The sequence below is a fragment of the Streptomyces paludis genome (assembly GCF_003344965.1).
Lineage (GTDB): Bacteria > Actinomycetota > Actinomycetes > Streptomycetales > Streptomycetaceae > Streptomyces > Streptomyces paludis.
In genome coordinates this window covers 2,981,910-3,006,732 of the sequence record NZ_CP031194.1, presented here as the reverse complement: position 1 = coordinate 3,006,732, position 24,823 = coordinate 2,981,910, and the positions used below count along the sequence as shown (strand labels likewise).

General features: G+C 71.5%; 20 protein-coding genes and 1 rRNA gene. 12 read left to right on the top strand and 9 right to left on the bottom strand.

The features are described from left to right. Positions 1-9: 9 nt before the first annotated feature. The 4 genes from DVK44_RS13150 to DVK44_RS13135 form a co-directional block, all read right to left on the bottom strand. Complete coding sequence (locus DVK44_RS13150) at positions 10-618, bottom strand: hypothetical protein (RefSeq protein WP_228447113.1); 609 nt, start codon at positions 616-618, stop codon at positions 10-12. Between the two features lie 50 nt (positions 619-668). Continuing rightward, positions 669-1,265, bottom strand: a complete 597-nt coding sequence (locus tag DVK44_RS13145; protein ID WP_228447112.1) for a SigE family RNA polymerase sigma factor — start codon at positions 1,263-1,265, stop codon at positions 669-671. Positions 1,266-1,467: 202 nt separating this feature from the next. After that, positions 1,468-2,394 carry an HhH-GPD family protein gene (locus tag DVK44_RS13140; protein WP_228447611.1) on the bottom strand — a complete coding sequence of 309 codons (927 nt, stop codon included), beginning with the start codon at positions 2,392-2,394 and terminating at the stop codon, positions 1,468-1,470. Between the two features lie 286 nt (positions 2,395-2,680). Next, a complete protein-coding gene (locus DVK44_RS13135) occupies positions 2,681-3,331 on the bottom strand; it encodes a phosphatase PAP2 family protein (RefSeq protein ID WP_114659845.1) in 651 nt (216 codons plus the stop codon). Positions 3,332-3,507: 176 nt separating this feature from the next. Here DVK44_RS13135 and DVK44_RS13130 point away from each other — a divergent pair, with 176 nt between their 5' ends. Continuing rightward, positions 3,508-4,434 (top strand): hypothetical protein, encoded by a 927-nt coding sequence (locus tag DVK44_RS13130; protein WP_181957452.1) that lies wholly within the window; start codon positions 3,508-3,510, stop codon positions 4,432-4,434. A 122-nt stretch (positions 4,435-4,556) separates the two neighbouring features. On the opposite strand, the gene disA is transcribed toward DVK44_RS13130, so the two are convergent. Both disA and radA read right to left on the bottom strand, forming a co-directional pair. Next, on the bottom strand, positions 4,557-5,681 hold the full coding sequence (gene disA / locus DVK44_RS13125; RefSeq protein ID WP_114659843.1) for a DNA integrity scanning diadenylate cyclase DisA: 1,125 nt from the start codon (positions 5,679-5,681) through the stop codon (positions 4,557-4,559). 44 nt (positions 5,682-5,725) lie between these two features. Continuing rightward, on the bottom strand, positions 5,726-7,135 hold the full coding sequence (radA, locus tag DVK44_RS13120; RefSeq protein WP_114659842.1) for a DNA repair protein RadA: 1,410 nt from the start codon (positions 7,133-7,135) through the stop codon (positions 5,726-5,728). Positions 7,136-7,301: 166 nt separating this feature from the next. Here radA and DVK44_RS13115 point away from each other — a divergent pair, with 166 nt between their 5' ends. Further along, complete coding sequence (locus DVK44_RS13115; protein ID WP_114659841.1) at positions 7,302-9,329, top strand: RNA polymerase sigma factor; 2,028 nt, start codon at positions 7,302-7,304, stop codon at positions 9,327-9,329. A 59-nt stretch (positions 9,330-9,388) separates the two neighbouring features. On the opposite strand, the gene DVK44_RS13110 is transcribed toward DVK44_RS13115, so the two are convergent. Then, positions 9,389-10,288 carry a hypothetical protein gene (locus DVK44_RS13110; RefSeq protein ID WP_114659840.1) on the bottom strand — a complete coding sequence of 300 codons (900 nt, stop codon included), beginning with the start codon at positions 10,286-10,288 and terminating at the stop codon, positions 9,389-9,391. A gap of 40 nt (positions 10,289-10,328) precedes the next feature. Here DVK44_RS13110 and DVK44_RS13105 point away from each other — a divergent pair, with 40 nt between their 5' ends. From DVK44_RS13105 to ilvD, 4 genes are all read left to right on the top strand, one after another. Next, entirely contained in the window at positions 10,329-11,258 is a 930-nt protein-coding gene (locus tag DVK44_RS13105) for a Ppx/GppA phosphatase family protein (protein WP_114659839.1), read from the top strand. Between the two features lie 48 nt (positions 11,259-11,306). Next, complete coding sequence (locus tag DVK44_RS13100) at positions 11,307-12,221, top strand: sugar phosphate isomerase/epimerase family protein (protein WP_114665095.1); 915 nt, start codon at positions 11,307-11,309, stop codon at positions 12,219-12,221. Then, positions 12,218-12,844 carry a TetR/AcrR family transcriptional regulator gene (locus DVK44_RS13095; protein ID WP_114659838.1) on the top strand — a complete coding sequence of 209 codons (627 nt, stop codon included), beginning with the start codon at positions 12,218-12,220 and terminating at the stop codon, positions 12,842-12,844. Before DVK44_RS13100 ends, DVK44_RS13095 begins: the two co-directional genes overlap by 4 nt. Before the next feature lie 105 nt (positions 12,845-12,949). Beyond that, positions 12,950-14,800 (top strand): dihydroxy-acid dehydratase, encoded by a 1,851-nt coding sequence (ilvD, locus tag DVK44_RS13090; protein WP_114659837.1) that lies wholly within the window; start codon positions 12,950-12,952, stop codon positions 14,798-14,800. Positions 14,801-14,899: 99 nt separating this feature from the next. On the opposite strand, the gene DVK44_RS13085 is transcribed toward ilvD, so the two are convergent. Then, positions 14,900-17,302: a serine/threonine-protein kinase gene (locus DVK44_RS13085; RefSeq protein ID WP_114659836.1), complete on the bottom strand. Its 2,403-nt coding sequence runs from the start codon at positions 17,300-17,302 to the stop codon at positions 14,900-14,902. Between the two features lie 129 nt (positions 17,303-17,431). Between DVK44_RS13085 and DVK44_RS13080 the strand changes: the two genes are divergently transcribed. The 5 genes from DVK44_RS13080 (at position 17,432) to proC (ending at position 21,341) form a co-directional block, all read left to right on the top strand. Next, positions 17,432-17,809, top strand: a complete 378-nt coding sequence (locus DVK44_RS13080; protein ID WP_114659835.1) for an SH3 domain-containing protein — start codon at positions 17,432-17,434, stop codon at positions 17,807-17,809. Between the two features lie 152 nt (positions 17,810-17,961). Further along, the gene (locus DVK44_RS13075; protein WP_114659834.1) at positions 17,962-18,747 is read left to right on the top strand and encodes a class I SAM-dependent methyltransferase; all 786 of its coding nucleotides are present in this window, start codon (positions 17,962-17,964) and stop codon (positions 18,745-18,747) included. 33 nt (positions 18,748-18,780) lie between these two features. Beyond that, on the top strand, positions 18,781-19,608 hold the full coding sequence (locus DVK44_RS13070; protein WP_114659833.1) for an ABC transporter ATP-binding protein: 828 nt from the start codon (positions 18,781-18,783) through the stop codon (positions 19,606-19,608). Next, the gene (locus DVK44_RS13065; protein ID WP_114659832.1) at positions 19,605-20,402 is read left to right on the top strand and encodes an ABC transporter permease; all 798 of its coding nucleotides are present in this window, start codon (positions 19,605-19,607) and stop codon (positions 20,400-20,402) included. Before DVK44_RS13070 ends, DVK44_RS13065 begins: the two co-directional genes overlap by 4 nt. 129 nt (positions 20,403-20,531) lie before the next feature. Beyond that, entirely contained in the window at positions 20,532-21,341 is an 810-nt protein-coding gene (gene proC, locus DVK44_RS13060; protein WP_114659831.1) for a pyrroline-5-carboxylate reductase, read from the top strand. A gap of 38 nt (positions 21,342-21,379) precedes the next feature. Here the strand turns inward: proC and trpS are convergent, their stop codons facing one another. Further along, positions 21,380-22,411 (bottom strand): tryptophan--tRNA ligase, encoded by a 1,032-nt coding sequence (gene trpS, locus DVK44_RS13055; RefSeq protein ID WP_114665094.1) that lies wholly within the window; start codon positions 22,409-22,411, stop codon positions 21,380-21,382. A gap of 867 nt (positions 22,412-23,278) precedes the next feature. On the opposite strand from trpS, the gene DVK44_RS13045 reads away from it, so the two are divergent. Next, positions 23,279-24,804: ribosomal RNA gene (locus tag DVK44_RS13045) — 16S ribosomal RNA — on the top strand. Positions 24,805-24,823: the final 19 nt, after the last annotated feature.

Sequence of the window (24,823 nt, the reverse complement as noted above, 5' to 3'; positions counted from 1 at the left end):
CCGCGCCTCTCAGTGATCGCTCGGCGCGGCGGACTCGTCGGCGTTGCCGTCGCCGTTGCCCACCGCTCTGCTGTAGTCGTTGCGCACCCGGTAGCGCTCGCTGAACTTGGTATCCGCCCAGCCGTAGGTCACCACGTCCTCGCCCGAGGGGAACGTGGCCGCGTCCCCGCGCGCGTATATCTGCTGGGTGACGACCAGTTCGCCGCGGTCGATCGTGGCGTAGACGGCGGGCTCCTCGGCCTCGAAGACCTTCTCGTACGCGTCGTTCTTCTCGCGGTACACGAACGTCCCGACCCCCACCGAGTCGGCGCATGTCAGCACGTTGATCACCACATCCGGCACCGTACCGCCGGTGAGGTTCCCGTACGAGGTGTCCACCGGGTAGCCGGCCCCGGAGCACGGCTTCAGCTCGGCCTTGATCCGCTTGCTGACGGTGGGATCCTTCCGCAGCACCGCCACCGGATCGACGGTCTTCGTCTTCGACGCCGCCCCGGGCGCCCTCGGCGAGGCCACGCCGTGCTGGGTGGGCGCGGTCATGGCCGCCCCCTCGTCCCTCGTCCCCGTACCGCCGGTCGAACAGGCCCCCGCGAACAGGCCCAGGGCGATCAGCCCGGCCATCAGCGTGCCTCCTGTCGCCGGCGATCCGCCCCCCGGCCGGCCGGGGCCTGTCAGGCCGCGCACCTCTCCCGCCCCATTTCCCCGGACCTCGTCCCGGACTCCCGGTTGTCGAGGGCCCGGCTCTCGTGCGCCCGGCCCTCCTGCGCCCTGCTCTCCCGCGCCCGGCTCTCCAGCTCCTGGCGGAGCCGGGCCAGCGCGCGGTGCAGTGTGCTCTTCACCGTACCCGGCGACATACCGAGCGCCGCGGCCGTCTCCTCGGTGCTCATCTGCTCCCAGTGCCGCAGGACGACCACACTGCGCTGCTTGGGAGCCAGCACCCCGAGGACATCCATCAGCAGCGCGCGGTCGGCGCGCTGTTCGGCGCCGTCCTCGACCCGAGCGTCGGGCAGCTGCTCGGTGGGGACCTCTTCGAGCTTGCGGGCGCGCCACCACTCCGTACGGGTGTTGATCATGACCCGGCGCAGATAGGCGTCGGCCAGGGACTTGTCGGCGATGCTGTTCCAGCGGCCGTACGTACGGGCCAGCGCGGTCTGGAGCAGATCCTGCGCGTCCACCGGATCCGGTACGAGACGGCGGGCGCTGCGCAGCAGCGCCTCCTGCCGGGTACGCACGTACTCCTCGAAACCGAGCACCTCACCCTGCGCCATGCCAACCGCCTCCGACCCCGTGACCACCGCGCCGTTCCCTGACGGCGCTTTTCCTTACGTCACTGAAATTACGGAGCGTCTGTCACGAGGCTGTGCGGGACAGCCGTCGGAGGACGCACGGCTGTCCATCGGTTGTGTAACGGTCATGTGGTGAGAGGTTTCCGGTGGGTGACCGGGCCGCCCCGGTCGGGGCCGTTCGGGATCAGCTCCGCGGCAGCCGGTAGAGGCCGCCGTCCAGCGGCTCGACCAGCCCGTCCGCGACCAGCCCGTCCAGCGCCCTGGCCCGCTGCACCGGCTCGTCCCACACCGCGTCCAGCGCCCGCTGCGTGACGGCACCGTGCGTGTCGCGCAGTACGGCGAGGAGCTTGCCGCGCACCTGGCGGTCCGTACCGGCGTACGTCTGGCCGCGCCGGGCCGGGCCGTCGTGCGGCGGCTTGCCGGCCAGCAGCCAGGCGCAGCGGGCGGCGATCGGGCAGCGCGCGCAGCTCTCGTTCTTCGCGGTGCAGACCAGCGCGCCCAGCTCCATGGAGGACGCGGCCCAGCGCGCGGCCGTGTCCTCGTCGGCGGGCAGCAGCGCGCGGGCGAGCTTGCGTTCGGCGGCCGTGGTCGCGTTGGGCGGGTACTGGACGCCGGTCACGGCGCGGGCGAGGACCCGGCGCACGTTCGTGTCGAGCACGGCGTGCCGCTGTCCGTACGCGAAGGAGGCCACGGCGGCGGCGGTGTACTCGCCGATGCCGGGCAGGGCGAGCAGCTGCGCGTGCCGGCGGGGTACGTCACCGCCGTGCCGTTCCGTTATCGCCTGCGCGGCCCCGTGCAGCCGCAGCGCGCGGCGCGGGTAGCCGAGCCGGCCCCAGGCGCGGACGGCCTCGCCGGGGGCCTCGGCCGCGAGGTCGGCGGGGCGCGGCCAGCGGGCGAGCCACTGCTCGTACACGGGGAGCACCCGGCTGACGGGGGTCTGCTGGAGCATGAACTCGCTGACCATCACGCCCCAGGCGCCGGCCTCGGGACGGCGCCAGGGCAGGTCGCGCGCGTGCGTCTCGAACCAGGCGAGGACGGGGGTGTGCAGGGCCGCCGCTTCGGTGGCGGGGGAGGGGGAGAGTGAGGTGGAGGTGATATCCGTGGTGGACATGCTGTCTGTGGCGGACGGGATGTCCAGGGCGGGTGCGGTGTCCGGCAGGTGCGCGGCGGCTGGGGTGTGCACGGCGTCTGGGGTGTGCGCGGGGGTAGCAGTCATGGCACCACCGATCCTGGCACGGCCGGGAGCGTGGACGGTGCAGCGGGCGGGCGTACGCCGGAGGTTGTCACGCGCCCGGCTCCGCTGCCGTCCATTCTCCCGTTCGGTTCCTCGTACTTGTAGTCGTGCGTTGGCGTTGTCGTACGTGCTCGTTCGTGTGGTGTCCGGTCCGGTGGCGCGGTCAGCGGCGGCCGGCGCTGTGCCGGCCCCGCTCGGCCCCGGCGCGCGCACCCGTACCGACCATCCAGAGGACCGCCCCCGACTGGCTCGTCCGCATGGTCTCCACGAGTTTCTGTACGGGACCGGCGGCGAGCAGAACGATCAGCGCGGCCACCACACCGCCCAGCACCAGACCCACGGCGACGTCGTGCGGGTAGTGCACGCCGACGAAGACCCGGGAGAACGCCATCAGGAGCGCCATCGGCACCGTGAGATAGGCGAGCAGGGGCCTCACGATCGCGATCGCGATCGCGGCGCCGCCGGCGATCGTCGAGTGGTTGCTCGGGAAGGACCAGTCACCGACCGGGGGGCAGGCCACGAGCGATGCCCCGGCCCCCGCGACCGCCCGGCAGGGCCGGTCCTCCGTGAAGACGGTCTTGAGCGTCTCGCTGCACACATACGCGATGGCCGTCGCGAGCGGGGCGAGCACCGCCACGGCCACGGCGCGTGAGCCGGTCGGCCGGGCGGACCACCAGAGCACGATGAAGATGACGCCGAACAGAAGGAGTCCGGCCTCCGTCCACAGCTCGGCGAGGTGTTGGAACCAGGAGGGGGTCGAACGGGCAAAGTCGGTTATGTCCCGATAGAGATCGGCAGTTGCGCTGCTGTCCATGGGGAGAACGTACAGAGTTCGCCCAGCGTTCCCCGCATGCGCGGTCCCTCATAAGGTTTTGACGGGCCGTCGGCGGGGCATCGGTCCGCTTCGCCGGAATGATGATCCGTAAAACTTGCCGAGACGGGCGGCATGGGGGGCGGGAGTTGGCGCCGATCTCTCGTACAGTTTGAGCCGTGGGATCTTTGCGCAATCCGGTCGGGCCGCTTCCCTCCACCATCTACTGGCGACGGAGGGCTGTAGCGGCGACGCTGATCGCGCTGCTCGCTCTCCTCGTCGTCTGGGTCGTCAGCATCGGCGGCGGCGGGAGCAAGAAGACCGGCGACACCACCGACGGCGCGCACCCCACGAAGACCATCGGCCCGGGGCCCTCCGGCTCGGGTCCCGCCATCAGCCGGCAGCCCGGCGGCCGTGACGACGCGGACGGCTCCGGCGAGGACGGCGCCACCAGCGGCTCCGGTGACGGCGGCGCCAGTGCCGGTACGGACGAGGGCGAGGACGGCGGCAAGAACGGCTCCGGCGGCGGCTCCGGCGACAGCGGCGCCTCGTCGGAACCCGGCGGCGCCGGCGCCACGGACGGCGGAGACGGTACGGCGGCGGGCTCCTCGGGCGGTACGGGCGGCGGCTCGGCCGGCTCCGGAGCCGGGGGCACCGGCTCGACCGGGTCGGGCCGTCAGGTGGCGACGGGCTCCGGTCTCCCCGACTGCGCCCCCAACTCCCTCACCCTGCGCCTCGCCGCCACCAAGGTCGCCTACGCGCCGGGTGAGAAGCCCGCGTTCCGGCTGACCGCCATGAACACCTCCGACACCGCCTGCAAGGCGGACTTCGGGCCGAAGGCCCTCGTACTGACGATCACCAACGCGGACGACGACGAGGTCTGGACCTCCAAGGACTGCCCGAAGACCGGCGCCGCCCTCTTCGAGGTCCCCGCCAAGGGCACCATCACCCGGACCGTCACCTGGGACCGCCGGAAGAGCACCACCGACTGCGAGGCCACCAAGGCCCCCGGCGCGGTCGGCACCGGCACCTATCTGGTGGAGGTCGAGGCGGCGGGCGCCTCGGTCAAGCAGGGCCGGGCGTCCATCCGCCTGGAGAAGGACTGAAGCGGCGAAGGGCTGAAGCGCTGAAGGCTCAGCAACTGAAGGACCGCACAGCCGAATGCCCCGGTGGGATCTTCCGGTCCCACCGGGGCATTCGTACGGACAAGACCTGACGTGCGCGCCCGCTACACGTACCGCTCCAGGATCGACGACTCCGCCAGCCGCGACAGCCCCTCGCGCACGCTCCGGGCCCGCGCCTCGCCGACACCGTCCACCGTCTGGAGATCGTCCACACTCGCCGCCAGCAGCTTCTGGAGCCCGCCGAAGTGCTCGACCAGCCGCTCGATGATGGCGCCCGGAAGCCGGGGCACCTTCGCCAGCAGCCGGTAACCGCGCGGCGAGACCGCCGAGTCGAGCGTCTCGGGCGAACCGCTGTAGCCCAGCGCCCGCGCCACATTGGGCAGTTCCAGCAGCTCGGGATGGGTCAGCGCGTGCAGCTCGTCGAGCGCCTCCTCGACCGTACGGGACCGCTTCGCCGTCGGCTCCGGGACATAGTCGCGCGCGACCAGATCCCGCTCCGGCTCGACGCCCGCGATCAACTCCTCCAGCTGGAGCGAGAGAAGCCGGCCGTCGGTGCCCAGCTCGACCACGTACTCCGCGATCTCCGTGGCGATCCGGCGCACCAGCTCCAGCCGCTGCGCCACCGCCGTCACATCACGGACCGTCACCAGGTCCTCGATCTCCAGGGCGGAGAGCGTGCCCGCGACCTCGTCGAGCCGGAGCTTGTAGCGCTCCAGCGTCGCCAGCGCCTGGTTCGCCCGCGACAGGATCGCCGCCGACTCCTCCAGCACCCGGCGCTCACCGTTCACGTACAGCGCGATCAGCCGCATCGACTGCGACACCGAGACGACCGGGAAGCCGCACTGCTTCGACACCCGGTCCGCCGTGCGGTGCCGGGTGCCCGTCTCCTCCGTGGGGATCGAGGACTCCGGGACCAGCTGCACACCGGCCCGCAGGATCTTGGTGATGTCCTTGTCCAGAATGAGCGCACCGTCGAGCTTCGCCAGCTCGCGCAGGCGCGTCGCGGTGAACTCCACGTCCAGCACGAAGCCGCCCGTGCACATCGATTCGACGGTCTTGTCCATGCCCAGGACGATCAGACCGCCGGTGTTGCCGCGCAGGATCCGCTCCAGCCCGTCGCGCAGGGCCATGCCGGGCGCGACAGCGCTCAGGGTGGCGCGCATCAGCGCTTCGTTGCCGGAGCCCGTGCCGGATTTTCCGGGCGCTGATGCCCGGTCGTTGGCTGCCACTGCACTCCTCCGGCTCGTACGGATGGGCGAGACCAGGGCAAAGTCTACCGGCGAGCGTTGTCGTCCCGTGGGGCGTCCGCCCTACCCCGGCGCGGCAACGCTCTCAGAGCGTCGCCCATGTCGGCGACTTCTGTGACCTTCATACCGGCGGGGATCTTGCCCGGGTCGCTCGGAACAAGGGCGTGGGTGAAGCCCAGACGGTGTGCCTCGGCGAGTCTGCGCTGCACGCCGGTGACCCGTCTGACCTCGCCCGCGAGCCCCACCTCACCGATCGCGACCAGGTTCTTCGGCAGCGGGGTGTCGCTCGCCGCCGAGGCCAGCGCGAGCGCCACGGCGAGATCGGCGGCCGGCTCGGTGAGCTTCACCCCGCCGACCGTCGCGCTGTAGATGTCCCGCTTGCCGAGCGCGCTGATCCGGCCCCGCTGCTCCAGCACGGCCAGCATCATCGAGACCCGCGAGGTCTCCAGCCCGGAGGTGGTGCGCCGGGGTGAGGGGATCTGGGTGTCGACCGTCAGCGCCTGCACCTCCACGACGAGCGGGCGCTTGCCCTCAAGGGTGACGGTCAGACATGTCCCCGGCACGGGCTCGTCGCGGCGGGTCAGGAACAGCCCCGAGGGATCGGTGAGTCCGGTGATCCCCTCGTCGTGCAGCTCGAAGCAGCCGACCTCGTCCGTCGCCCCGTACCGGTTCTTGACACCGCGGACCAGCCGCAGCCTGGCGTGCCGGTCGCCCTCGAAGGAGAGCACGACGTCCACCAGATGTTCCAGCAGCCGGGGGCCCGCGATCGCGCCGTCCTTGGTGACATGCCCGACCAGCAGCGTCGCCATCCCGCGCTCCTTCGACGCCCGGATCAGCGCGCCCGCCACCTCGCGGACCTGCGCCATCCCGCCGGGCGCGCCGTCGATCTCGGGGGAGGCCACCGTCTGTACGGAGTCGAGGATCAGCAGCGACGGCTTGACCGCGTCGAGATGGCCGAGGACGGCGGAGAGATCCGTCTCGGCCGCGAGATAGAGATGGTCGTGCAGCGCCTTGATCCGGTCGGCGCGCAGCCGCACCTGGCTGGCGGACTCCTCGCCGGTCACATAGAGCGTGGGGTGTTCCGCGCTCGCCGCCTTCGCGGCGACGTCCAGCAGCAGCGTGGACTTGCCGACGCCCGGCTCGCCCGCGAGCAGCACGACCGCGCCGGGCACCAGCCCGCCGCCCAGCACTCGGTCCAGCTCGGCCACGCCCGTGGAGCGCGCGGTGGCCGTACGGACGTCGACCTTGCCGATCGGCAGCGCGGGGGTGGAGACCCGGCCGGCCGCCGTCGTCCGCACCGCGGGCGCGCCGTACTCCTCCACCGTGCCCCATGCCTGGCATTCGGGGCAGCGGCCGAGCCACTTGGCGGTCGTCCAGCCGCACTCGGTGCAGCGGTAGGACGGCCGGTCCTTCGCGGATTTCGTACGGACAGCCATGACGTCACCGTATAGGGGCCCACTGACAGCGCCTTACCAGTCGGTGCGGCGTCCGGGCCGGAGGAGGGCCAGTGTTCCCCTTTCGAGCGATAGATTCACCCGTAAGAATGAAATTGACTCAAGGTCTGCGAAGGGTGCGGGCTGTCCTGTCTACCGTCACCGGGTGATGAGCAGCGGTCCCCACACCTCCCCGGATACCACCGGCGCACCTCGCGCGCCCCGTAGTGCGCCCCAGTCGGTGGCGCCGGTCCCGCCCGCCCGCTACGAGCCGTATCTGGACGGGCTGTTCACCTACTGTCTCTCGGTCCTCTGCGACCACGACGCGGCGACCGGCGTACTGGGCGATGTCCTGGCCATCTCCGAGCGGCAGTACGGGCGTTGCCCCGCCGGCGAGGGGGAGCGCAGGGCCTGGCTGTACGCGATCGCGCGCTGGGCCTGTCTGCGCGAGATGACCGAGCGGCGGCGCGGCCGGCCGGGGGCGTATTCGGGCAGCCGCGAGCCGGAGCGGGGGCGCGAAGGACGGCGTGAAGGGCGGCGTGAAGGGCGGCGCGACGGTGTGGCGAAGACGGCCGGACCGGGCGCCGCTGCCGAGCCCGGCCCCGGTCACGAGCCCGAGGCCGCCGAGCGGCGCCGCCGTGAACTCGCGCTGCTGGCCTGGCCCGAGGCCGCCGGGACGACGCCCGAACAGCGCGAGGCCCTGGAGCTGGCCGTACGGCACCGGCTCGGCCCCGGCGAAGTCGCCGCCGTCCTGTCCATGGAGCCCCCGGCTGCCCGCGCGCTGCTCTCCTCCGCCGCCTGCGAGGTGGAGCGCACCCGCGCCGCCCTCGCCGTCGTCGACACCGGCGGCTGCGCGTCGGTCGCCCGGCTCACCGGCGACGACCAGGTGCTGCTCTCGGCCGCGCTCCGGCGCGAACTCGTCCGGCACGTGGACGACTGCCCGCGCTGCCGCCGCGCCGCCGAGCGCGCCGGGGCGGCGGACCCGTGGCCCGGCTCACGCCCGGTGGTCCCGGCACCGAGGGCGGTCCCGGTGGCCTCGGCGCCCGCCGCGGGAGGCGTCAGTAGCGCCTCCACCGCCACGGCCGCACCTGCCGTCCCGTCCGCCCCGCCCACCTCGTCCGTCTCACCCGCCGCGACGCTGCCCCTCGTCACCGCGCCCAGGAGCGCCGCGTACGCCGCCATGACCCGGGCCCGCCGCGCTCGCCCGTCGGCGCCGCGCTTCGGCCGTAACGGTTTTCCCATGGACCCCAAGGACCGCGCCGCCCGCCGCGACCGGCTCCGGGCGCGCGCCGTGACCACCACCGTCGTCGCGACGGTCGTCGCCGCCCCCGTGCTCGCGCTCTGGGCCGCGTACCGGGGCGCACCGCAGACCGGCGAGAGCCGCGGCGGCTCCTCGATCGCCGCGGGCGAGACCGGCGGGCCGGCGGGCTCGGACGGTCCGTACGGTCCGGAAGGGCCAGGGGGAGAGCCGTACGAGCACTACGAGAACACCGGCAGCACCCGCGACGGGACAGGGGCCCGCTTCATCGAGGGCAGCCGCGCGCCCGGTATCTCCGTCGAGATCATCAGCGACGGCGTCGGGGTGCCGCCCGTGGGACCGGACCGGCCGAACCCCGGCCGGATCGCCGTCGAGGCGCGGCCCGCCGGGGACGCGGTCGACTCGACGCTGATCATCCTGCGCGCGTCCGGCGGCGAACCGGTCTCCTGGACCGCCGGTACGGAAGCCCCCTGGCTGCGGCTGAGCCGCCACTACGGCACCCTCGCGCCCGGCGAGTCCGCCACCGTCCGCGTCACCGTCGACCACCGGCGCGCACCGTCCGGGCCCTGGAGCGCGCGGATCGCCCTCTACCCGGCCGGTGTGGTCGTCAAGCTCCACGGTTACGGGGTCCGGCCCCCGGCGACGGGCGGCCGGCCAGGACCGGGCAGCCCCGGTCACACCACCGGACCGGGCGGCCCCGGCGGCGGTACGGGAGGCGGCACCGGCGGACCGGCCTCGCCGCCCGCCCCATCCGGCCCCGGCACCCCACGCCCCACCGACCCGTCCCCGCCGAACCCCGCGGATCCCACCGGTCCTGGGCAGGGGCCGGATCCGGGCGATCCGTCCCCGTCGCACCCGGATCCGGACCCGTCCGGCTCCGCGCCCTCGCCGCCCGACTCCAGCGCGCCGGGCCCGGCCGACCCGCCACCGTCGGACTGACGGCGTACGGACCGATGCCGTACGGACCGATGCCGTACGGGCTGACGGCGCGCTCGCCCTCAGCCCCCAGCGGCGGCCGGAGCGGCCGGCGGCACCGGCGGTACGGGAAGCAGCGGCAGCGCCGGGTCCGCCGGATGCGGCGCCACCATCGCGGGCCCGCTCGCGATCCGCCGCTCGCACAGCTCCACCAGGCGGTCGTAGCCCTCCTTGCCCATCAGCTCGGTCAGCTCCGGGCGGTACGTCCGGAACACCGGCTCACCCGCGCCGTGCGCCGACGTCGCCGAGGTGCACCACCAGTGCAGATCGTGACCGCCCGAGCCCCAGCCGCGCCGGTCGTACTCGCCGATCGACACCTGGAGGACCCGGGTCTCGTCGGGGCGGTCGATCCAGTCGTACGTCCGGCGCACCGGCAGCTGCCAGCAGACGTCCGGCTTCGTCTCCAGCGGCTCGCGCCCCTCGCGCAGCGCCAGGATGTGCAGCGAGCACCCCGCGCCCGCCGCGAAGCCCGGCCGGTTCTGGAAGATGCACGAGCCCTTCCAGCGCCGGGTCTGGCGCTCGCCGTCGTCGTCGGTCTGCGTCCAGCCCGTCTTCGTTCCCTCGGCGTGGAACTCCCAGAGATCGGGAGTGAGACGCGCCACATGCTCCGCGACCCGCTGCTCGTCCTCCTCGTCCGAGAAATGCGCGCCCAGTGTGCAGCACCCGTCGTCGGCCCTGCCCGCCTGGATGCCCTGGCAGCCGCTGCCGAAGACGCAGGTCCAGCGCGAGGTGAGCCATGTCAGATCACAGCGGAAGACCTGTTCGTCGTCCGCCGGGTCGGGGAACTCCACCCAGGCGCGGGCGAAGTCCAGACCCTTTTCGTCGGGGACGTCCGGAGCCGCGACCCGGACCTCCCGACGCCTCTCGTCCTGCTTCTTCGGGCCCTGAGCTTTGCCCGGCTTCGCCTTTTTCGTCTTTGGCACGGGTCCAGCGTATGCGCGCGGCCGCAGTAGCGTTCCGCCCATGAGACTCGGAGTCCTCGACGTCGGTTCGAACACGGTGCACCTGCTGGCAGTCGACGCGCATCGCGGTGCCCGCCCGCTGCCCGCGCACTCGCACAAGGCGGAGCTGCGGCTCGCCGAACTCCTCGACGCGGACGGCGCGATCGGTCCCGAGGGCGTCGACCGGCTGGTGGCGACCATCGCCGACGCGCTCCAGGCCGCCGAGGACAAGGGCTGCGAGGCGGTCCTGCCGTTCGCGACCTCCGCCGTGCGCGAGGCCACCAACGCCGACCAGGTCCTCGGCCGCGTCAAGAGCGAGACCGGTGTGGATCTCGAAGTGCTCACCGGCGAGCAGGAGGCCCGGCTCACCTTCCTCGCCGCCCGGCGCTGGTTCGGCTGGTCCTCCGGGAAGCTGCTGGTCCTGGACATCGGCGGGGGCTCGCTGGAGATCGCGTACGGCATGGACGAGGAGCCCGACGCCGCCGTCTCCCTGCCCCTGGGCGCCGGCCGGCTCACGGCGGGCAGGCTGCCCGGTGACCCGCCCGACCCCATCGACGTGAAGGCGCTGCGCCGGCACGTACGGGCGGAGATCGCCCGTACCGTCGGCGAATTCGCCCGCCTCGGCACCCCGGACCATGTGGTGGCGACCTCCAAGACCTTCAAGCAGCTCGCCCGGATCGCCGGGGCCGCCCGCTCCGCCGAGGGGCTCTACGTCCAGCGCGAGCTGAGCCGCGCGTCGCTGGAGGAGTGGGTCCCCCGGCTCGCCACGATGAACGCCCTCCAGCGCGCCGCGCTCCCCGGTGTCTCCGAGGGCCGCTCCTCGCAGCTGCTGGCGGGGGCGCTGGTCGCGGAGGCGGCGATGGATCTGTTCGGGGTCGAGACGCTGGAGATCTGCCCCTGGGCGCTGCGCGAGGGCGTGATCCTGCGCCGCCTCGACCAGCTCACGGTGTAGCTCACGGTGCGGAAGGTGCCCGTACGCGGTGCCCGTACGCTGTCTTCCGTGGCAGATCCAGTGGTGCGCAACCCGGCGGAGAACGCGGTGAAGGTCGCGCTGTCGACGGCCTCGGTCTACCCGGAGTCCACGGCGACGGCCTTCGAGATCGCCGCGCGCCTCGGGTACGACGGCGTGGAGGTCATGGTCTGGACCGATCCGGTCAGCCAGGACATCGAGGCGCTGCGCAGGCTCTCCGACTACCACGGGGTCCCCGTCCTGGCCGTCCACGCGCCCTGTCTGCTGATCACCCAGCGGGTCTGGTCCACCGATCCCTGGGTGAAGCTCCAGCGCGCGCGGCAGGCGGCGGAGCGGCTCGGGGCGGACACCGTGGTCGTACATCCGCCGTTCCGCTGGCAGCGGCAGTACGCGCGTGACTTCGTCACCGGTATCTGGCGGATGGCGGACGAGACGGACGTGCGGTTCGCCGTCGAGAACATGTACCCGTGGCGCTACCGGGACCGCGAGATGCTCGCCTACGCCCCCGACTGGGACGTCACCAAGGACGACTACCGGCACTTCACCGTCGACCTCTCGCACACCGCGACCGCCCGTACGGACGCCCTGTCCATGATCGACCGGATGGGCGACCGGCTCGGCCACGTCCATCTCGCGGACGGCACCGGCTCCGGGAAGGACGAGCACCTGGTGCCGGGACGGGGCAGCCAGCCGTGCGCCGAGCTGCTGGCGGGGCTGGCGGGCAGCGGCTTCGACGGCCATGTGGTGATCGAGGTCAACACGCGGCGCGCGATGTCGGCGGCGGAGCGCGAAGCGGATCTCGCGGAGGCGCTGGCGTTCGCCCGGCAGCATCTGGGCGCAGCCGCTCCGGCTTCCGGTCCGGCTCCCGGTCCCGCTTCCGCTCCCGTACGGGCGTCATCGTCGCGTACGTCGCCGCGTACCTCGCACACGTCCGAACCCTCATGACCCCGGCCGGCACCCCGGGCGACACCCCCCGCCGCCGTGGCCGTCCCGCCCGCAAGGACGCGGGCAACGGCCCTGGCGCCCGGCAGCAGATCCTCGACGCGGCGCGCGCGCAGTTCGCCGAGCGGGGGTACGACAAGACGTCGGTCCGGGGCATCGCCAAGGCCGCGGGCGTCGACGCGGCGCTGGTGCACCACTACTTCGGTACCAAGGACGAGATGTTCGCGGCGGCCATCGAGGTCTCCTTCGAGCCCGCCCTGCTGGTCACCCCGCTGTTCACCGCCGACCGCGACCACATCGGGGAGCAGCTCGCGCGCCACTTCATCGCCATCTGGGAGAACCCGGCCACCCGCGCCCCGCTGCTGGCGGTGATCCGTTCCGCGCTGACGCACGAGGCGGCGGCCACGGTCCTGCGGTCGTTCCTGCTGCGCCGGCTCCTCGGCCGGATCGCGGGGGAGCTGGACGTACCGAACCCGGAGTTCCGGGCGGAGATGGCCGCCTCCCACATGATCGGGACGGCGTTCCTGCGGTACGTGATCAAGGCGGAGCCGCTCGCGTCGGCGGACCCCGAGGAGATCATCGCGCTGGTGGCGCCGACGATCCAGCGCTATCTGACCGAGCGCTGATACGCGTATCCCGCATTCCGGACGCCATGTCCAGATCTTGGATCCGGGGCGTACGCTCGGAAAGAGTCTTTTCTGCCGAAGGATCTGTCGAAGGAGCGAACGGCGATGCCCGAGCTGAGGTCCCGCACTGTCACCCATGGCCGCAATATGGCGGGCGCACGTGCCCTTATGCGAGCCTCGGGCGTAGCGAGCGCGGACATCGGCAAGCCGATCATCGCCGTGGCCAACTCCTTCACCGAGTTCGTGCCCGGCCACACCCACCTCGCCCCGGTCGGCCGGATCGTCTCCGAAGCGATCAAGGCCGCGGGCGCCGTGCCGCGCGAGTTCAACACGATCGCCGTGGACGACGGCATCGCGATGGGCCACGGCGGCATGCTCTACTCCCTGCCGTCCCGCGACCTGATCGCGGACTCCGTCGAGTACATGGTCGAGGCGCACTGCGCGGACGCGCTGATCTGCATCTCCAACTGCGACAAGATCACCCCGGGCATGCTGATGGCCGCGCTGCGCCTCAACATCCCCACGGTCTTCGTCTCCGGCGGCCCGATGGAGGCCGGCAAAGCCACCCTGGTGGACGGTACGGTCCGAAAACTCGACCTGGTCAACGCGATCTCGGACGCCGTCGACGAGTCCATCTCGGACGAGGACATCCTCCGTATCGAGGAGAACGCCTGCCCCACCTGCGGCTCCTGTTCCGGGATGTTCACGGCCAACTCCATGAACTGCCTGACCGAGGCCATGGGCCTCTCCCTCCCCGGCAACGGCTCGGTGCTCGCCACCCACACCGCCCGCAGGGCGCTGTACGAGAACGCCGGCCGCACGGTCGTCGAGATCACCAAGCGCCACTACGAGCAGGATGACGCGTCGGTCCTGCCGCGCAACATCGCCACCCGCGCCGCCTTCGAGAACGCCATGGCGCTCGACATCGCGATGGGCGGCTCCACGAACACCATCCTCCACCTGCTCGCCGCCGCCCAGGAGGCCGAGCTGGACTACGACCTGGACGACATCGACGCCGTCTCGCGCCGTGTCCCCTGCCTGGCCAAGGTCGCGCCGAACGTCGCCCCCGGCGGCACGTACTACATGGAGGACGTCCACCGGGCCGGCGGCATCCCCGCCATCCTCGGTGAGCTGTACCGCGGCGGGCTGCTCAACGAGGACGTGCACACCGTCCACTCGCCGAGCATCAAGGACTGGCTGGAGACCTGGGACGTGCGCGGCGGCTCGCCGTCCGCCGAGGCCGTCGAGCTGTGGCACGCGGCCCCCGGCTGTGTGCGCTCCGCCGAGGCGTTCTCGCAGTCCGAGCGGTGGGACACGCTCGACACCGACGCGGCCGGCGGCTGCATCCGCGATGTCGGCCACGCGTACTCGAAGGACGGCGGCCTGGCGGTCCTCAAGGGCAACCTCGCCGAGGACGGCTGTGTCGTGAAGACCGCCGGTGTCGACGAGTCCATCTGGACGTTCGAGGGCCCCGCCGTCGTCTGCGAGTCGCAGGACGCGGCCGTCGAGAAGATCCTCCGCAAGGAGATCACCGAGGGCGATGTGATCGTCATCCGGTACGAAGGACCGCGCGGCGGCCCCGGGATGCAGGAGATGCTCTACCCGACCTCGTATCTGAAGGGCCGCGGCCTCGGCAAGTCCTGCGCGCTGGTCACGGACGGCCGCTTCTCCGGCGGTACGTCGGGCCTCTCCATCGGCCACGCCTCCCCGGAGGCCGCCTCGGGCGGCACGATCGCGCTGGTCAACGACGGCGACCGGATCCGGATCGACATCCCGAACCGGACGATCGAACTCCTTGTTGACGACGAGGAACTCGCCACCCGGCGCGCCGCGTTGAACGGCGTGTACGCCCCGGCGCAGCGCGAGCGCAAGGTCTCGGCGGCGCTGCGCGCGTACGCGGCGATGGCGACGAGCGCCGACAAGGGCGCGGTGCGGGACGTGTCGCGGCTCGGCTGACGTCGCTTCTCACCCGTATCCGTACGTCGTACGACGAGGCCGCGTGTCCCCGATCCGGGGCGCGCGGCCTCGCCCGTTCCACCCGTTCCGTGTTCCGCGCTACCAGCGCGCGGGATCGCGCCCGGCGACGGTGAAGACGGATCCGTCGGGCGCCGTGGCGAAGACCCGCCGGCCGAGGGCGACGGGCGCGGCCAGGGCCGCCGCGACCGTGCCGCCCGCCGAGCCCATCCGGGGCTTCGTCTGCCCCAGCAGCTTCCCGCGCGCGGTGTCCACGGCGAGCAGCCGCCCGTCCCCCGCGCTCACATAGACGCGGTCCTTCGTCGCGGTGGGCCGGGAGGCCCGGGTGACCGAGGTCTCCAGCCGCCAGCGGACGCCCGCGCCGTTGCCGGTGTCGGCGGTGGCGCCGGTGGTGTCCACGGCGAGCAGCGAACCCGTGTACCCCATGACATAGACCGTGTCGCCGAACACCGTGGCCTGCGCCTGCTCGACCGGCGCGGCCAGCGGGACCCGCCGTACGGTACGGGTCGCCGCGTCGATCCGTACCACCGCGCGGGTCACGTCGTCGGTGCCACTGGCCAGCAGGAAGAGCGCGTCGGCCGAGGCGCCCGCCGGGGTCAGCGTGCCGGTCAGCCGCTTCGTCCAGCGCAGCGCGCCGGAGGCCGGATCGAGGGCGCCGACCTCGGTGGTCGCGCCGTCGGGCGACGGAGTCGCCGCGTACAGCAGGCCGCTGCCCGCACCGCCCTCCGCACCGCTTGCCGTACTCCAGACCGTGCCGGTCCCGCCGTGCCGGACCGTCCAGCGCTCGGTGCCGGTCGCGCTGTCCAGCGCCCGCACCTCGCCGTCGTACGTCACGAGCAGCACCCTGTCGGCGGTGTGGCGCAGCATCGCGTACGAGGAGAGGGGGACCGACCAGCGCTCGGTGCCCGAGGCGGGGTCGAGCGCCGCCAGCCGGGCCCGGCCGGGGGTGGTGACCAGCAGCAGCCCGCCGGAGAGGACCGGCGGGGCGCCGTCGTCGGACTCCGCGCCCGCGCTCGCGTCCGCGGCGGTGTGCTTGACGGTCCAGCGGACCTTTCCGTCGGCGGGGTCGAGACGCGCCGCCGTGATGCCGGAGCCGGTGCAGTAGACGCCCGCGTCCGCGTCCGTATCCGTACCTGAGCCCGTACCCGTACCCGTACCCGTACCCGCGTCCGTGCCTCCGGCCGTACAGAACGGCACCTTGTCCGCGCCGTCCCCGGCGCGCAGCTTCCGGTGCCAGGGCTGGACCGGCCGGCTCTTCGGCTCCACCCGGGAGGCGGGAGCGTCCGCCACCGCCGACGGTGTGTCGTCGCCCGAGGCGTGTACGGCGACCACACCGCCCGTGGCCAGCGCCGCCGCCGCGATCCCGGTCGCGACCGCCCGGCGGACCCGGCGGCGGGCGCGGGTCGGCGTGGACTGGACGGTCTGGGGCGGCGGGGCGGCCGGGGAGTGGGTGGTGGCGAGCGAGGGGCGCGCGGACTCGGCGGTATCGGCGGCCCGCCGCGCCGGTACGAGGGGACTCACCCCGTGCGCCGGGCGCGCGCCGGAGCCATGGGTGCTGGCGGTGTCGGTACCGGTGCCGTGCGCGGGCCCGCGGCCCCCGTGCGTACCGTCCGTACCATCCGTAACGCCGCTCCCGCCCGGACCGCCCGTACCGCCCGGACCGTTGAGGCGCAGCGCCGTCATCAGCTCGTCCGGCGTCGGCCGGTCTGCCGGCTCCTTCGCCAGACACCGGGTGACCAGCGGTATGAGCCCATCCGGAACACCCGTCAGATCCGGCTCGTCGTGCACCACCTGGTACGCGACGATGTACGGGCTGTCCGAGTCGAAGGGCCCCCGCCCGGTGGCCGCGTGGACCAGCACCGCCCCCAGCGCGAACACATCGGCGGCGGGCCCGACTTCGCGCGGGCGCTGGAACTGCTCGGGCGCCATGAACGGCGGTGTGCCGATCAGCTTGCCCGTCTCCGTCCGCAGATCGCTGTCCACGGGACGTGAGATACCGAAGTCGATGACCTTGGGACCGTCTGCCGCCAGCAGGACATTGCTCGGCTTCAGATCGCGGTGCACCACGCCGGCCCGGTGGATGTCGCGCAGCCCCTCCGCCAGGCCCGCGCCGAATCTGACCAACTCCTCGTAGTCCAGCGGCCCGTTCCGCTTCACCCGCTCCGACAGGGTCGGACCGTCGATGAACAGCGTGGCCATCCAGGGCCGTACGGCCTCGGGATCGGCGTCCACGACCGGCGCGGTGAACGCCCCGCTCACCCGGCGGGCCGCCGCGACCTCCTGCCGGAAGCGCGCCCTGAACTCGGGATCCGAGGCGTGATGGCCATGAATGACCTTGACGGCCAGCCGCAACCCCGAGGCGGAGGTGGCCAGATGGACCACTCCCATACCGCCGGATCCCAGGGCCGCTTCGAGCAGATAGCGGCCCGCGTAGTCCGGATGTTCCGATTCCGGGGCCGGCCCGGTATGGCGCTGTGGTGGCACCGCCCACCCCCGTTGAGATTCGTGCGCGAGCGCGACGCACGGAGCCTAGTCGATGGTGCGTGCGATCCGGCCATGGCTTGCTAGCGTGCCGCGGCAGGGACATACACCTTCTATGGGGGAGGAACGAATATGTCGGTCGAAGAGGTCAGCGACATGACGATGGCCGCGACAGGGGCGGTCGAAGCGGGGACGGTCGAGACGAAGGCGGTCGAGGTGGAGGCCGTCGAGGCGGAGGCCGAGGCGGTGTTCGAGGTGGCGGCCACCAAGTACGCCGTCCACCCGGACTACCGGGTGAACGTCCGCAGCGGTCCCGGCACGGGCTACTCGATCGTCCGGGTGCTGTCGTACGGCGCGACCGTGACGATCAACTGCCAGAAGCCGGGCGAGACGATCGCGGGTCCGTACGGCACGACGAACCTCTGGGACAACATCGCCAACGGTCAGTACATCTCGGACTCGTACGTCTACACGGGCAAGATCGGCTATGTGACGGTGCGCTGCTCCTGACGCGCCGCACGCGCGCGTGGCGGTGAAAAACGCCGCGTGAGCCCCGGGCCGGCGGCACCGGCCGTCCCCCACGACGGCCGGCGCTCCCGTACCACCGGCTTCGGCGCTCCGATCCGTCCCGGCCCCTCCCGTCCCGCGCGCACGATGGGCGTATGACCCGTCGCGCACTCTCCTTCGACGCCGTGGCCGACCAGTACGACACGGCCCGCCCCGGCTATCCGCCCGCCCTCTTCGACGCCGTCGAGGAGCTGACCGGCCGTCCGCTCCACGGCGCCCGCGTCCTCGACGTCGGCGCGGGCACCGGTATCGCCACCCGCCCGCTGCACGAGCGCGGGGCCCGCGTCGTCGCCGTCGAGCCGGGCCCCGGTATGGCGGCGCGGCTGCGCCGTGTCCTGCCCGGCGTCCCGCTCGTCCGCGGCTCCGGCGACGCGCTGCCCTTCGCCGCCGGCAGCGCCGACCTCGTCACGTACGCCCAGTCCTGGCACTGGACCGACCCGGCCCGCTCCGTGCCCGAGGCCCTGCGCGTCCTGCGGCCCGGCGGCGCGCTCGCGCTCTGGTGGAACGTCTCGGACACCGAGGTCCCCTGGATCGCCGCCCAGGGCGACCGTATCCACCGCTGGACCCGGGACAGCGCCCATGGCGCGCACAGCGCCTCCGGGCGCGGACTCGACCTCCCCGGAACGCTGGAGCGCACCGAACGCCAGGTGCCGTGGGGCCGCCGCGTCCCCGTCGACACCCACCTCGCCAACCTCGGCAGCCACTCCGTGTTCCAGCTGCTCGGAGAGCGGTCCACGGCGGGCTTCCTCGCCGCGGAACGGGCCGCGCTGCTCAGCGAGTTCCCCGACGGCACGGTCCCCGAGGCGTACGTGACGGAGCTGACCCTCGCCCGGCCCCTCAACCCGCCCGTCACCCCGTCCCTCACCCCGCCACGCCCTTGACGGACCCGGCCGGGCGGTCGCATTATTCATCACATGATGAATTTGCTGGCGCCGACGGCGACGGGGGCCATCCGCGCCCACGGCCTCACCGTGCGGCGCGGTGGCCGCACCGTCCTGCGGGACCTCGGCTTCTCCGTACCGACCGGCCTGATCACCGGACTGCTCGGCCCCTCCGGCTGTGGCAAATCGACCCTGATGCGCGCGATCACCGGCACCCAGGCCGGCGTCGGCGGCAGCCTCGACGTCCTCGGCCGGCCCGCCGGAGACGCCACGCTGCGCGCCCGGATCGGCTACGTCACCCAGGCGCCCTCCGTCTACGACGACCTGACGGTCCGCCAGAACCTCGACTACTTCGCCGCCGTCCTCGAACCCGGCCGCGCCCACCGCGCCGACCGCCGGGACTCCGTCGCCCGCGCCATCGACGAGGTCGGCCTCGCCTCCCACGCCGACGCGCTCGCCGGCCGGCTCTCCGGCGGCCAGCGCAGCCGCGTCTCCCTCGCCGTCGCCCTGCTCGGCACACCCGAACTGCTCGTACTGGACGAGCCGACCGTCGGCCTCGACCCCGTACTCCGCCGCGACCTGTGGCAGCTCCTCCACCGCATCGCCGCCGAACGCGCCGCGACGATCCTCGTCTCCTCCCACGTCATGGACGAGGCCGAACGCTGCGACCGGCTGCTCCTCATGCGCGACGGCCGGATCCTCGCCGACGACACCCCGGCCGCCCTCCGCGCCCGTACCGGCACGGACACCGTCGAAGCGGCCTTCCTCCACCTGGTCGACGCACCCGGCCCGGGACCCACCCCCACCCCCACGCCCACCCCCGGACCCGCGTCCGGCGAACCCCGGAAGAGCCCCCGATGACCACGCCCGCGACGACCACGCCCGCGACGGCCAGGCAGCCGACGCCCACGAGCACGCTTTCACCGCACCGGACCCTCGCCACCGCCGCCCGCGTCCTGCGCCAGCTGCGCCACGACCCGCGCTCCGTCGCGCTGATGATCGTCGTCCCGTGCGCGATGCTCTTTCTCCTCCGGTACGTCTTCGACGGCAGCGCGCACACCTTCGACGCCATCGGAGCCTCACTGCTCGGCATCTTCCCGCTGATCACGATGTTCCTGGTGACCTCCATCGCGACCCTGCGCGAACGCACCTCCGGCACCCTCGAACGCCTGCTCGCCATGCCGCTCGGCAAGGCCGACCTCATCGCCGGCTACGCCCTCGCCTTCGGCGCGCTCGCCGTCGTCCAGTCCGCCCTCGCCACCGGCCTCGCCGTCCAGTTCCTCGGGCTCGATGTCGCGGGCTCCGCGTGGCAGCTGCTCCTGATCGCGCTCCTCGACGCCCTGCTCGGCACGGCCCTCGGCCTCTTCGTCTCCGCCTTCGCCAAGTCCGAGTTCCAGGCCGTCCAGTTCCTGCCCGCGGTGATCTTCCCGCAGCTCCTGCTCTGCGGACTGTTCACCCCGCGCTCGAACATGCAGCCCGTACTGGAAGCGATCTCCAACGTGCTGCCCATGTCGTACGCGGTCGACGGCATGACCCAGGTCCTGCGCCACTCCACCGTCACCGGCGACTTCGTCCGCGACTGCGCCGTCGTCGCCGGAAGCGCCCTCCTCGTCCTGGTCCTCGGCGCGGCCACCCTCCGCCGCCGTACGGCATAACGCGCACCGCGAGGCCCCTCGCGACGCGTACCGCTCCTCGGACACCTCACGCCCGATGTCCGACCCCGGTGCGAGGATGGGCGGCGGACGAACAGCAGCACCCGTACCCACCGGCGAGGTGACCCCGCAATGCCCCAGACAGTCGCAGTCCTCGGCACCGGAAAGATCGGCGAGGCCCTGCTCAGCGGCATGATCCGCGCGGGCTGGCGAGCCGCCGATCTGCTCGCCACCACCCGCCGCGCCGAGCGCGCGGAGGAGCTGCGCGACCGCTACGGCGTCGAGACCGTCACCAACGCCGACGCGGCGAAGCGCGCCGACATCCTCATCCTCGCCCCCAAGCCCCAGGACATGGGCCGGCTCCTCGACGAACTCACCCCGCACCTCACCGCCGACCGCCTGGTCATCAGCGCGGCCGCCGGCATCACCACGGCGTTCATCGAGGAACGACTGCCCCTCGGCACCCCCGTCGTCCGCGTCATGCCGAACACCCCCGTCCTGGTGGACGAGGGCATGTCCGTCATCTCGGGCGGCAGCCACGCCCTGGCCGCCCATCTGGCCCATGCCGAGGAGATCTTCGGCGGCGTCGGCAAGACCCTCCGCGTCCCCGAGTCCCAGCAGGACGCGTGCACCGCCCTGTCCGGCTCCGGCCCGGCGTACTTCTACTTCCTGGTCGAGGCCATGACCGACGCGGGCATCCTGCTGGGCCTGCCCCGCGCCCAGGCCCACGAGCTGATCGTCCAGGCCGCCGTCGGCGCCGCCGTGATGCTGCGCGACAGCGGCGAGCACCCCGTGAAGCTCCGCGAGGCGGTGACCTCCCCGGCCGGCACCACCATCAGCGCCATCCGCGAGCTGGAGAACCACGGCGTACGGGCGGCCCTCATCGCCGCCATCGAGGCGGCCCGCGACCGCAGCCGCGCCCTGGCCACGGGCACCGGCTGAGACGGGGCCGCCCACCTCAGCGACAGCGGCTCATCCGGTCATCCGGCGGCGGCCGGGAGCAGCCCGACCGCCCGGTAGGCCGCGTCGACCACGGGCCGGGCCAGCCCCCTGGCGCGCTCCGCGCCGTCCCGCAGCACCTGATCCACGGCCCCGATGTCCGAGGCGAGGACCGCGTGCCGCTCCCGCAGGGGCCGCAGCGTTTCGATGACGGCCTCGGCGGTGTCCTTCTTCAGCGCGCCGTACGAGTCGTAGCCCCCGGCCAGCTCCCGGGGGTCCAGCCCGTCCGGGCCGACCTGGCCGGACGGGCCGGTGCAGGCGGCGAGGATCTCCAGCAGATTGGCGATCCCCGGCTTGGTCTCCCGGTCGTACTCGACCTCGCGCCCGCTGTCCGTGACGGCCCGCATGATCTTTTTCCGTACGACATCCGCGTCGTCCAGCAGATAGACGATCCCGGCGCCCGGCTCGTGCGACTTCCCCATCTTGGACGTCGGATCCTGAAGGTCCATGACCCGCGCGGCCACCGCCGGCCGGGTCGCCCTCGGTACGGCGAAGGTGTGCCCGTACCGCTGGTTGAACCGCACGGCGAGATCCCGCGTCAGCTCCACATGCTGGGTCTGGTCCTCGCCCACCGGGACCTCGTCGGTGCCGTAGGCGAGGATGTCGGCCGCCATCAGCACCGGATACGACAGCAGGGAGAAACGCAGACTCTCCCCGGCCGCCCGCGCCCGCGCGCTCTTCTCCTTGTACTGGATCATGCGCCGCAGCTCGCCGTCCGTGGCCGTGCACTCCAGCAGATACGAGAGCCGGGTGTGCTCGTCCACATGGCTCTGTACGAAGACGGTGCACAGCGCGGGGTCCAGCCCGGCTGCCAGCATCAGGGTCGCGGCCTGCCGGCTGAGCCTGCGTACCCGAGCCGGATCGTGTTCGACCGTCAGGGCATGCAGATCCACCACGCTGAACAGGGCGTCGGCCCGGCGCTGGTCGACATCGACCCACCGCCGCAGAGCACCGAGGTAGTTGCCCAGCGTCAGATGTCCGGTCGGTTTGATCCCGCTGAAGATCCGCGTCATCTCTTCCTCATCCTCCAGTTGATCGGAGCCGGGGCCGGCACCACCGACGGCCGGACTCCCGGGGAGGGAGAAACACGAACGGCCGCCGAGGCGGCGGCCGTTGCGCGCGTACATGCGTCACGGGGCCGCCGTCAGGCGGCCCGCCACTCAAGGCGACACATACGCGCGTTCATGGCTCCCAGAGTAGCGCCGACCCCCCGAGTTGACACGGCAAACACGGATCCGTAATGTTCTCCGAGCTGTCCGACGTGAGAACCGGCCCAGGTCGGCCCCGGACAGCCACTCCGCAGGACCACACAACGAGCAGCGACCATGGTCGCTCTGTTTTCGCGTGTGGGTTTGCGAAATGAGGAATCCGCGTTCGAAGGGACGCAGCCCCGATTAGCGTCGGAGCCCGAGATTCCGCTAAAGTCTCACTCGTCGGAAGGGTCGAACAGCCCGGATGACAGCCCACTCTGACTGGGAATCAGGCCCGAAAGGATCTGATAGAGTCGGAACCGCCGGAAAGGGAAAACGCGAAAGCGAAGAACTGGAAAGCAAGCCCCGCTCCGACGGGGAATCGGACACGAAAGAGTCTGATAGAGTCGGAAACGCAAGACGGAAACAAAACAAGAAACACCGAAGGGAAAGCGCCCGGAGGAAAGCCCCAGAAAACAATCTGCGGGTGAGTACGAAGGAAGCGTCCGTTCCTTGAGAACTCAACAGCGTGCCAAAAGTCAACGCCAGATATGTTGATACCCCGACCTACCGAATACTCGGTGGGTTGAGGTTCCTTTGAAGAAAAACACAGCGAGGACGCTGTGAACCACTGGTCTTATTCCGGCCGGTGGTTCCGCTCTCGTGGTGTCACCCGATTACGGGTAAACATTCACGGAGAGTTTGATCCTGGCTCAGGACGAACGCTGGCGGCGTGCTTAACACATGCAAGTCGAACGATGAAGCCTTTCGGGGTGGATTAGTGGCGAACGGGTGAGTAACACGTGGGCAATCTGCCCTTCACTCTGGGACAAGCCCTGGAAACGGGGTCTAATACCGGATAATACTTTTCTCCGCATGGGGGAAGGTTGAAAGCTCCGGCGGTGAAGGATGAGCCCGCGGCCTATCAGCTTGTTGGTGGGGTGATGGCCTACCAAGGCGACGACGGGTAGCCGGCCTGAGAGGGCGACCGGCCACACTGGGACTGAGACACGGCCCAGACTCCTACGGGAGGCAGCAGTGGGGAATATTGCACAATGGGCGAAAGCCTGATGCAGCGACGCCGCGTGAGGGATGACGGCCTTCGGGTTGTAAACCTCTTTCAGCAGGGAAGAAGCGCAAGTGACGGTACCTGCAGAAGAAGCACCGGCTAACTACGTGCCAGCAGCCGCGGTAATACGTAGGGTGCGAGCGTTGTCCGGAATTATTGGGCGTAAAGAGCTCGTAGGCGGCTTGTCGCGTCGGATGTGAAAGCCCGGGGCTTAACCCCGGGTCTGCATTCGATACGGGCAGGCTAGAGTGTGGTAGGGGAGATCGGAATTCCTGGTGTAGCGGTGAAATGCGCAGATATCAGGAGGAACACCGGTGGCGAAGGCGGATCTCTGGGCCATTACTGACGCTGAGGAGCGAAAGCGTGGGGAGCGAACAGGATTAGATACCCTGGTAGTCCACGCCGTAAACGTTGGGAACTAGGTGTTGGCGACATTCCACGTCGTCGGTGCCGCAGCTAACGCATTAAGTTCCCCGCCTGGGGAGTACGGCCGCAAGGCTAAAACTCAAAGGAATTGACGGGGGCCCGCACAAGCAGCGGAGCATGTGGCTTAATTCGACGCAACGCGAAGAACCTTACCAAGGCTTGACATACACCGGAAACGGCCAGAGATGGTCGCCCCCTTGTGGTCGGTGTACAGGTGGTGCATGGCTGTCGTCAGCTCGTGTCGTGAGATGTTGGGTTAAGTCCCGCAACGAGCGCAACCCTTGTTCTGTGTTGCCAGCATGCCTTTCGGGGTGATGGGGACTCACAGGAGACTGCCGGGGTCAACTCGGAGGAAGGTGGGGACGACGTCAAGTCATCATGCCCCTTATGTCTTGGGCTGCACACGTGCTACAATGGCCGGTACAATGAGCTGCGATGCCGCGAGGCGGAGCGAATCTCAAAAAGCCGGTCTCAGTTCGGATTGGGGTCTGCAACTCGACCCCATGAAGTCGGAGTTGCTAGTAATCGCAGATCAGCATTGCTGCGGTGAATACGTTCCCGGGCCTTGTACACACCGCCCGTCACGTCACGAAAGTCGGTAACACCCGAAGCCGGTGGCCCAACCCCTTGTGGGAGGGAGCTGTCGAAGGTGGGACTGGCGATTGGGACGAAGTCGTAACAAGGTAGCCGTACCGGAAGGTGCGGCTGGATCACCTCCTTTCTAAGGAGCATTTCTTACC

Excerpts from the sequence above, each read along its gene's own strand:
- radA (WP_114659842.1), bottom strand. The coding sequence starts at position 7,135 with ATGGCTGTCCGTACGAAATCCGCGAAGGACCGGCCGTCCTACCGCTGC.
- DVK44_RS13080 (WP_114659835.1), top strand. The coding sequence starts at position 17,432 with ATGTCGGTCGAAGAGGTCAGCGACATGACGATGGCCGCGACAGGGGCG.
- DVK44_RS13065 (WP_114659832.1), top strand. The coding sequence starts at position 19,605 with ATGACCACGCCCGCGACGACCACGCCCGCGACGGCCAGGCAGCCGACG.
- DVK44_RS13105 (WP_114659839.1), top strand. The coding sequence starts at position 10,329 with ATGAGACTCGGAGTCCTCGACGTCGGTTCGAACACGGTGCACCTGCTG.
- DVK44_RS13070 (WP_114659833.1), top strand. The coding sequence starts at position 18,781 with ATGATGAATTTGCTGGCGCCGACGGCGACGGGGGCCATCCGCGCCCAC.
- DVK44_RS13075 (WP_114659834.1), top strand. The coding sequence starts at position 17,962 with ATGACCCGTCGCGCACTCTCCTTCGACGCCGTGGCCGACCAGTACGAC.
- DVK44_RS13135 (WP_114659845.1), bottom strand. The coding sequence starts at position 3,331 with ATGGACAGCAGCGCAACTGCCGATCTCTATCGGGACATAACCGACTTT.
- DVK44_RS13145 (WP_228447112.1), bottom strand. The coding sequence starts at position 1,265 with ATGGCGCAGGGTGAGGTGCTCGGTTTCGAGGAGTACGTGCGTACCCGG.
- ilvD (WP_114659837.1), top strand. The coding sequence starts at position 12,950 with ATGCCCGAGCTGAGGTCCCGCACTGTCACCCATGGCCGCAATATGGCG.
- proC (WP_114659831.1), top strand. The coding sequence starts at position 20,532 with ATGCCCCAGACAGTCGCAGTCCTCGGCACCGGAAAGATCGGCGAGGCC.
- DVK44_RS13150 (WP_228447113.1), bottom strand. The coding sequence starts at position 618 with ATGGCCGGGCTGATCGCCCTGGGCCTGTTCGCGGGGGCCTGTTCGACC.
- DVK44_RS13140 (WP_228447611.1), bottom strand. The coding sequence starts at position 2,394 with ATGTCCACCACGGATATCACCTCCACCTCACTCTCCCCCTCCCCCGCC.
- DVK44_RS13115 (WP_114659841.1), top strand. The coding sequence starts at position 7,302 with ATGAGCAGCGGTCCCCACACCTCCCCGGATACCACCGGCGCACCTCGC.
- trpS (WP_114665094.1), bottom strand. The coding sequence starts at position 22,411 with ATGACGCGGATCTTCAGCGGGATCAAACCGACCGGACATCTGACGCTG.
- DVK44_RS13095 (WP_114659838.1), top strand. The coding sequence starts at position 12,218 with ATGACCCCGGCCGGCACCCCGGGCGACACCCCCCGCCGCCGTGGCCGT.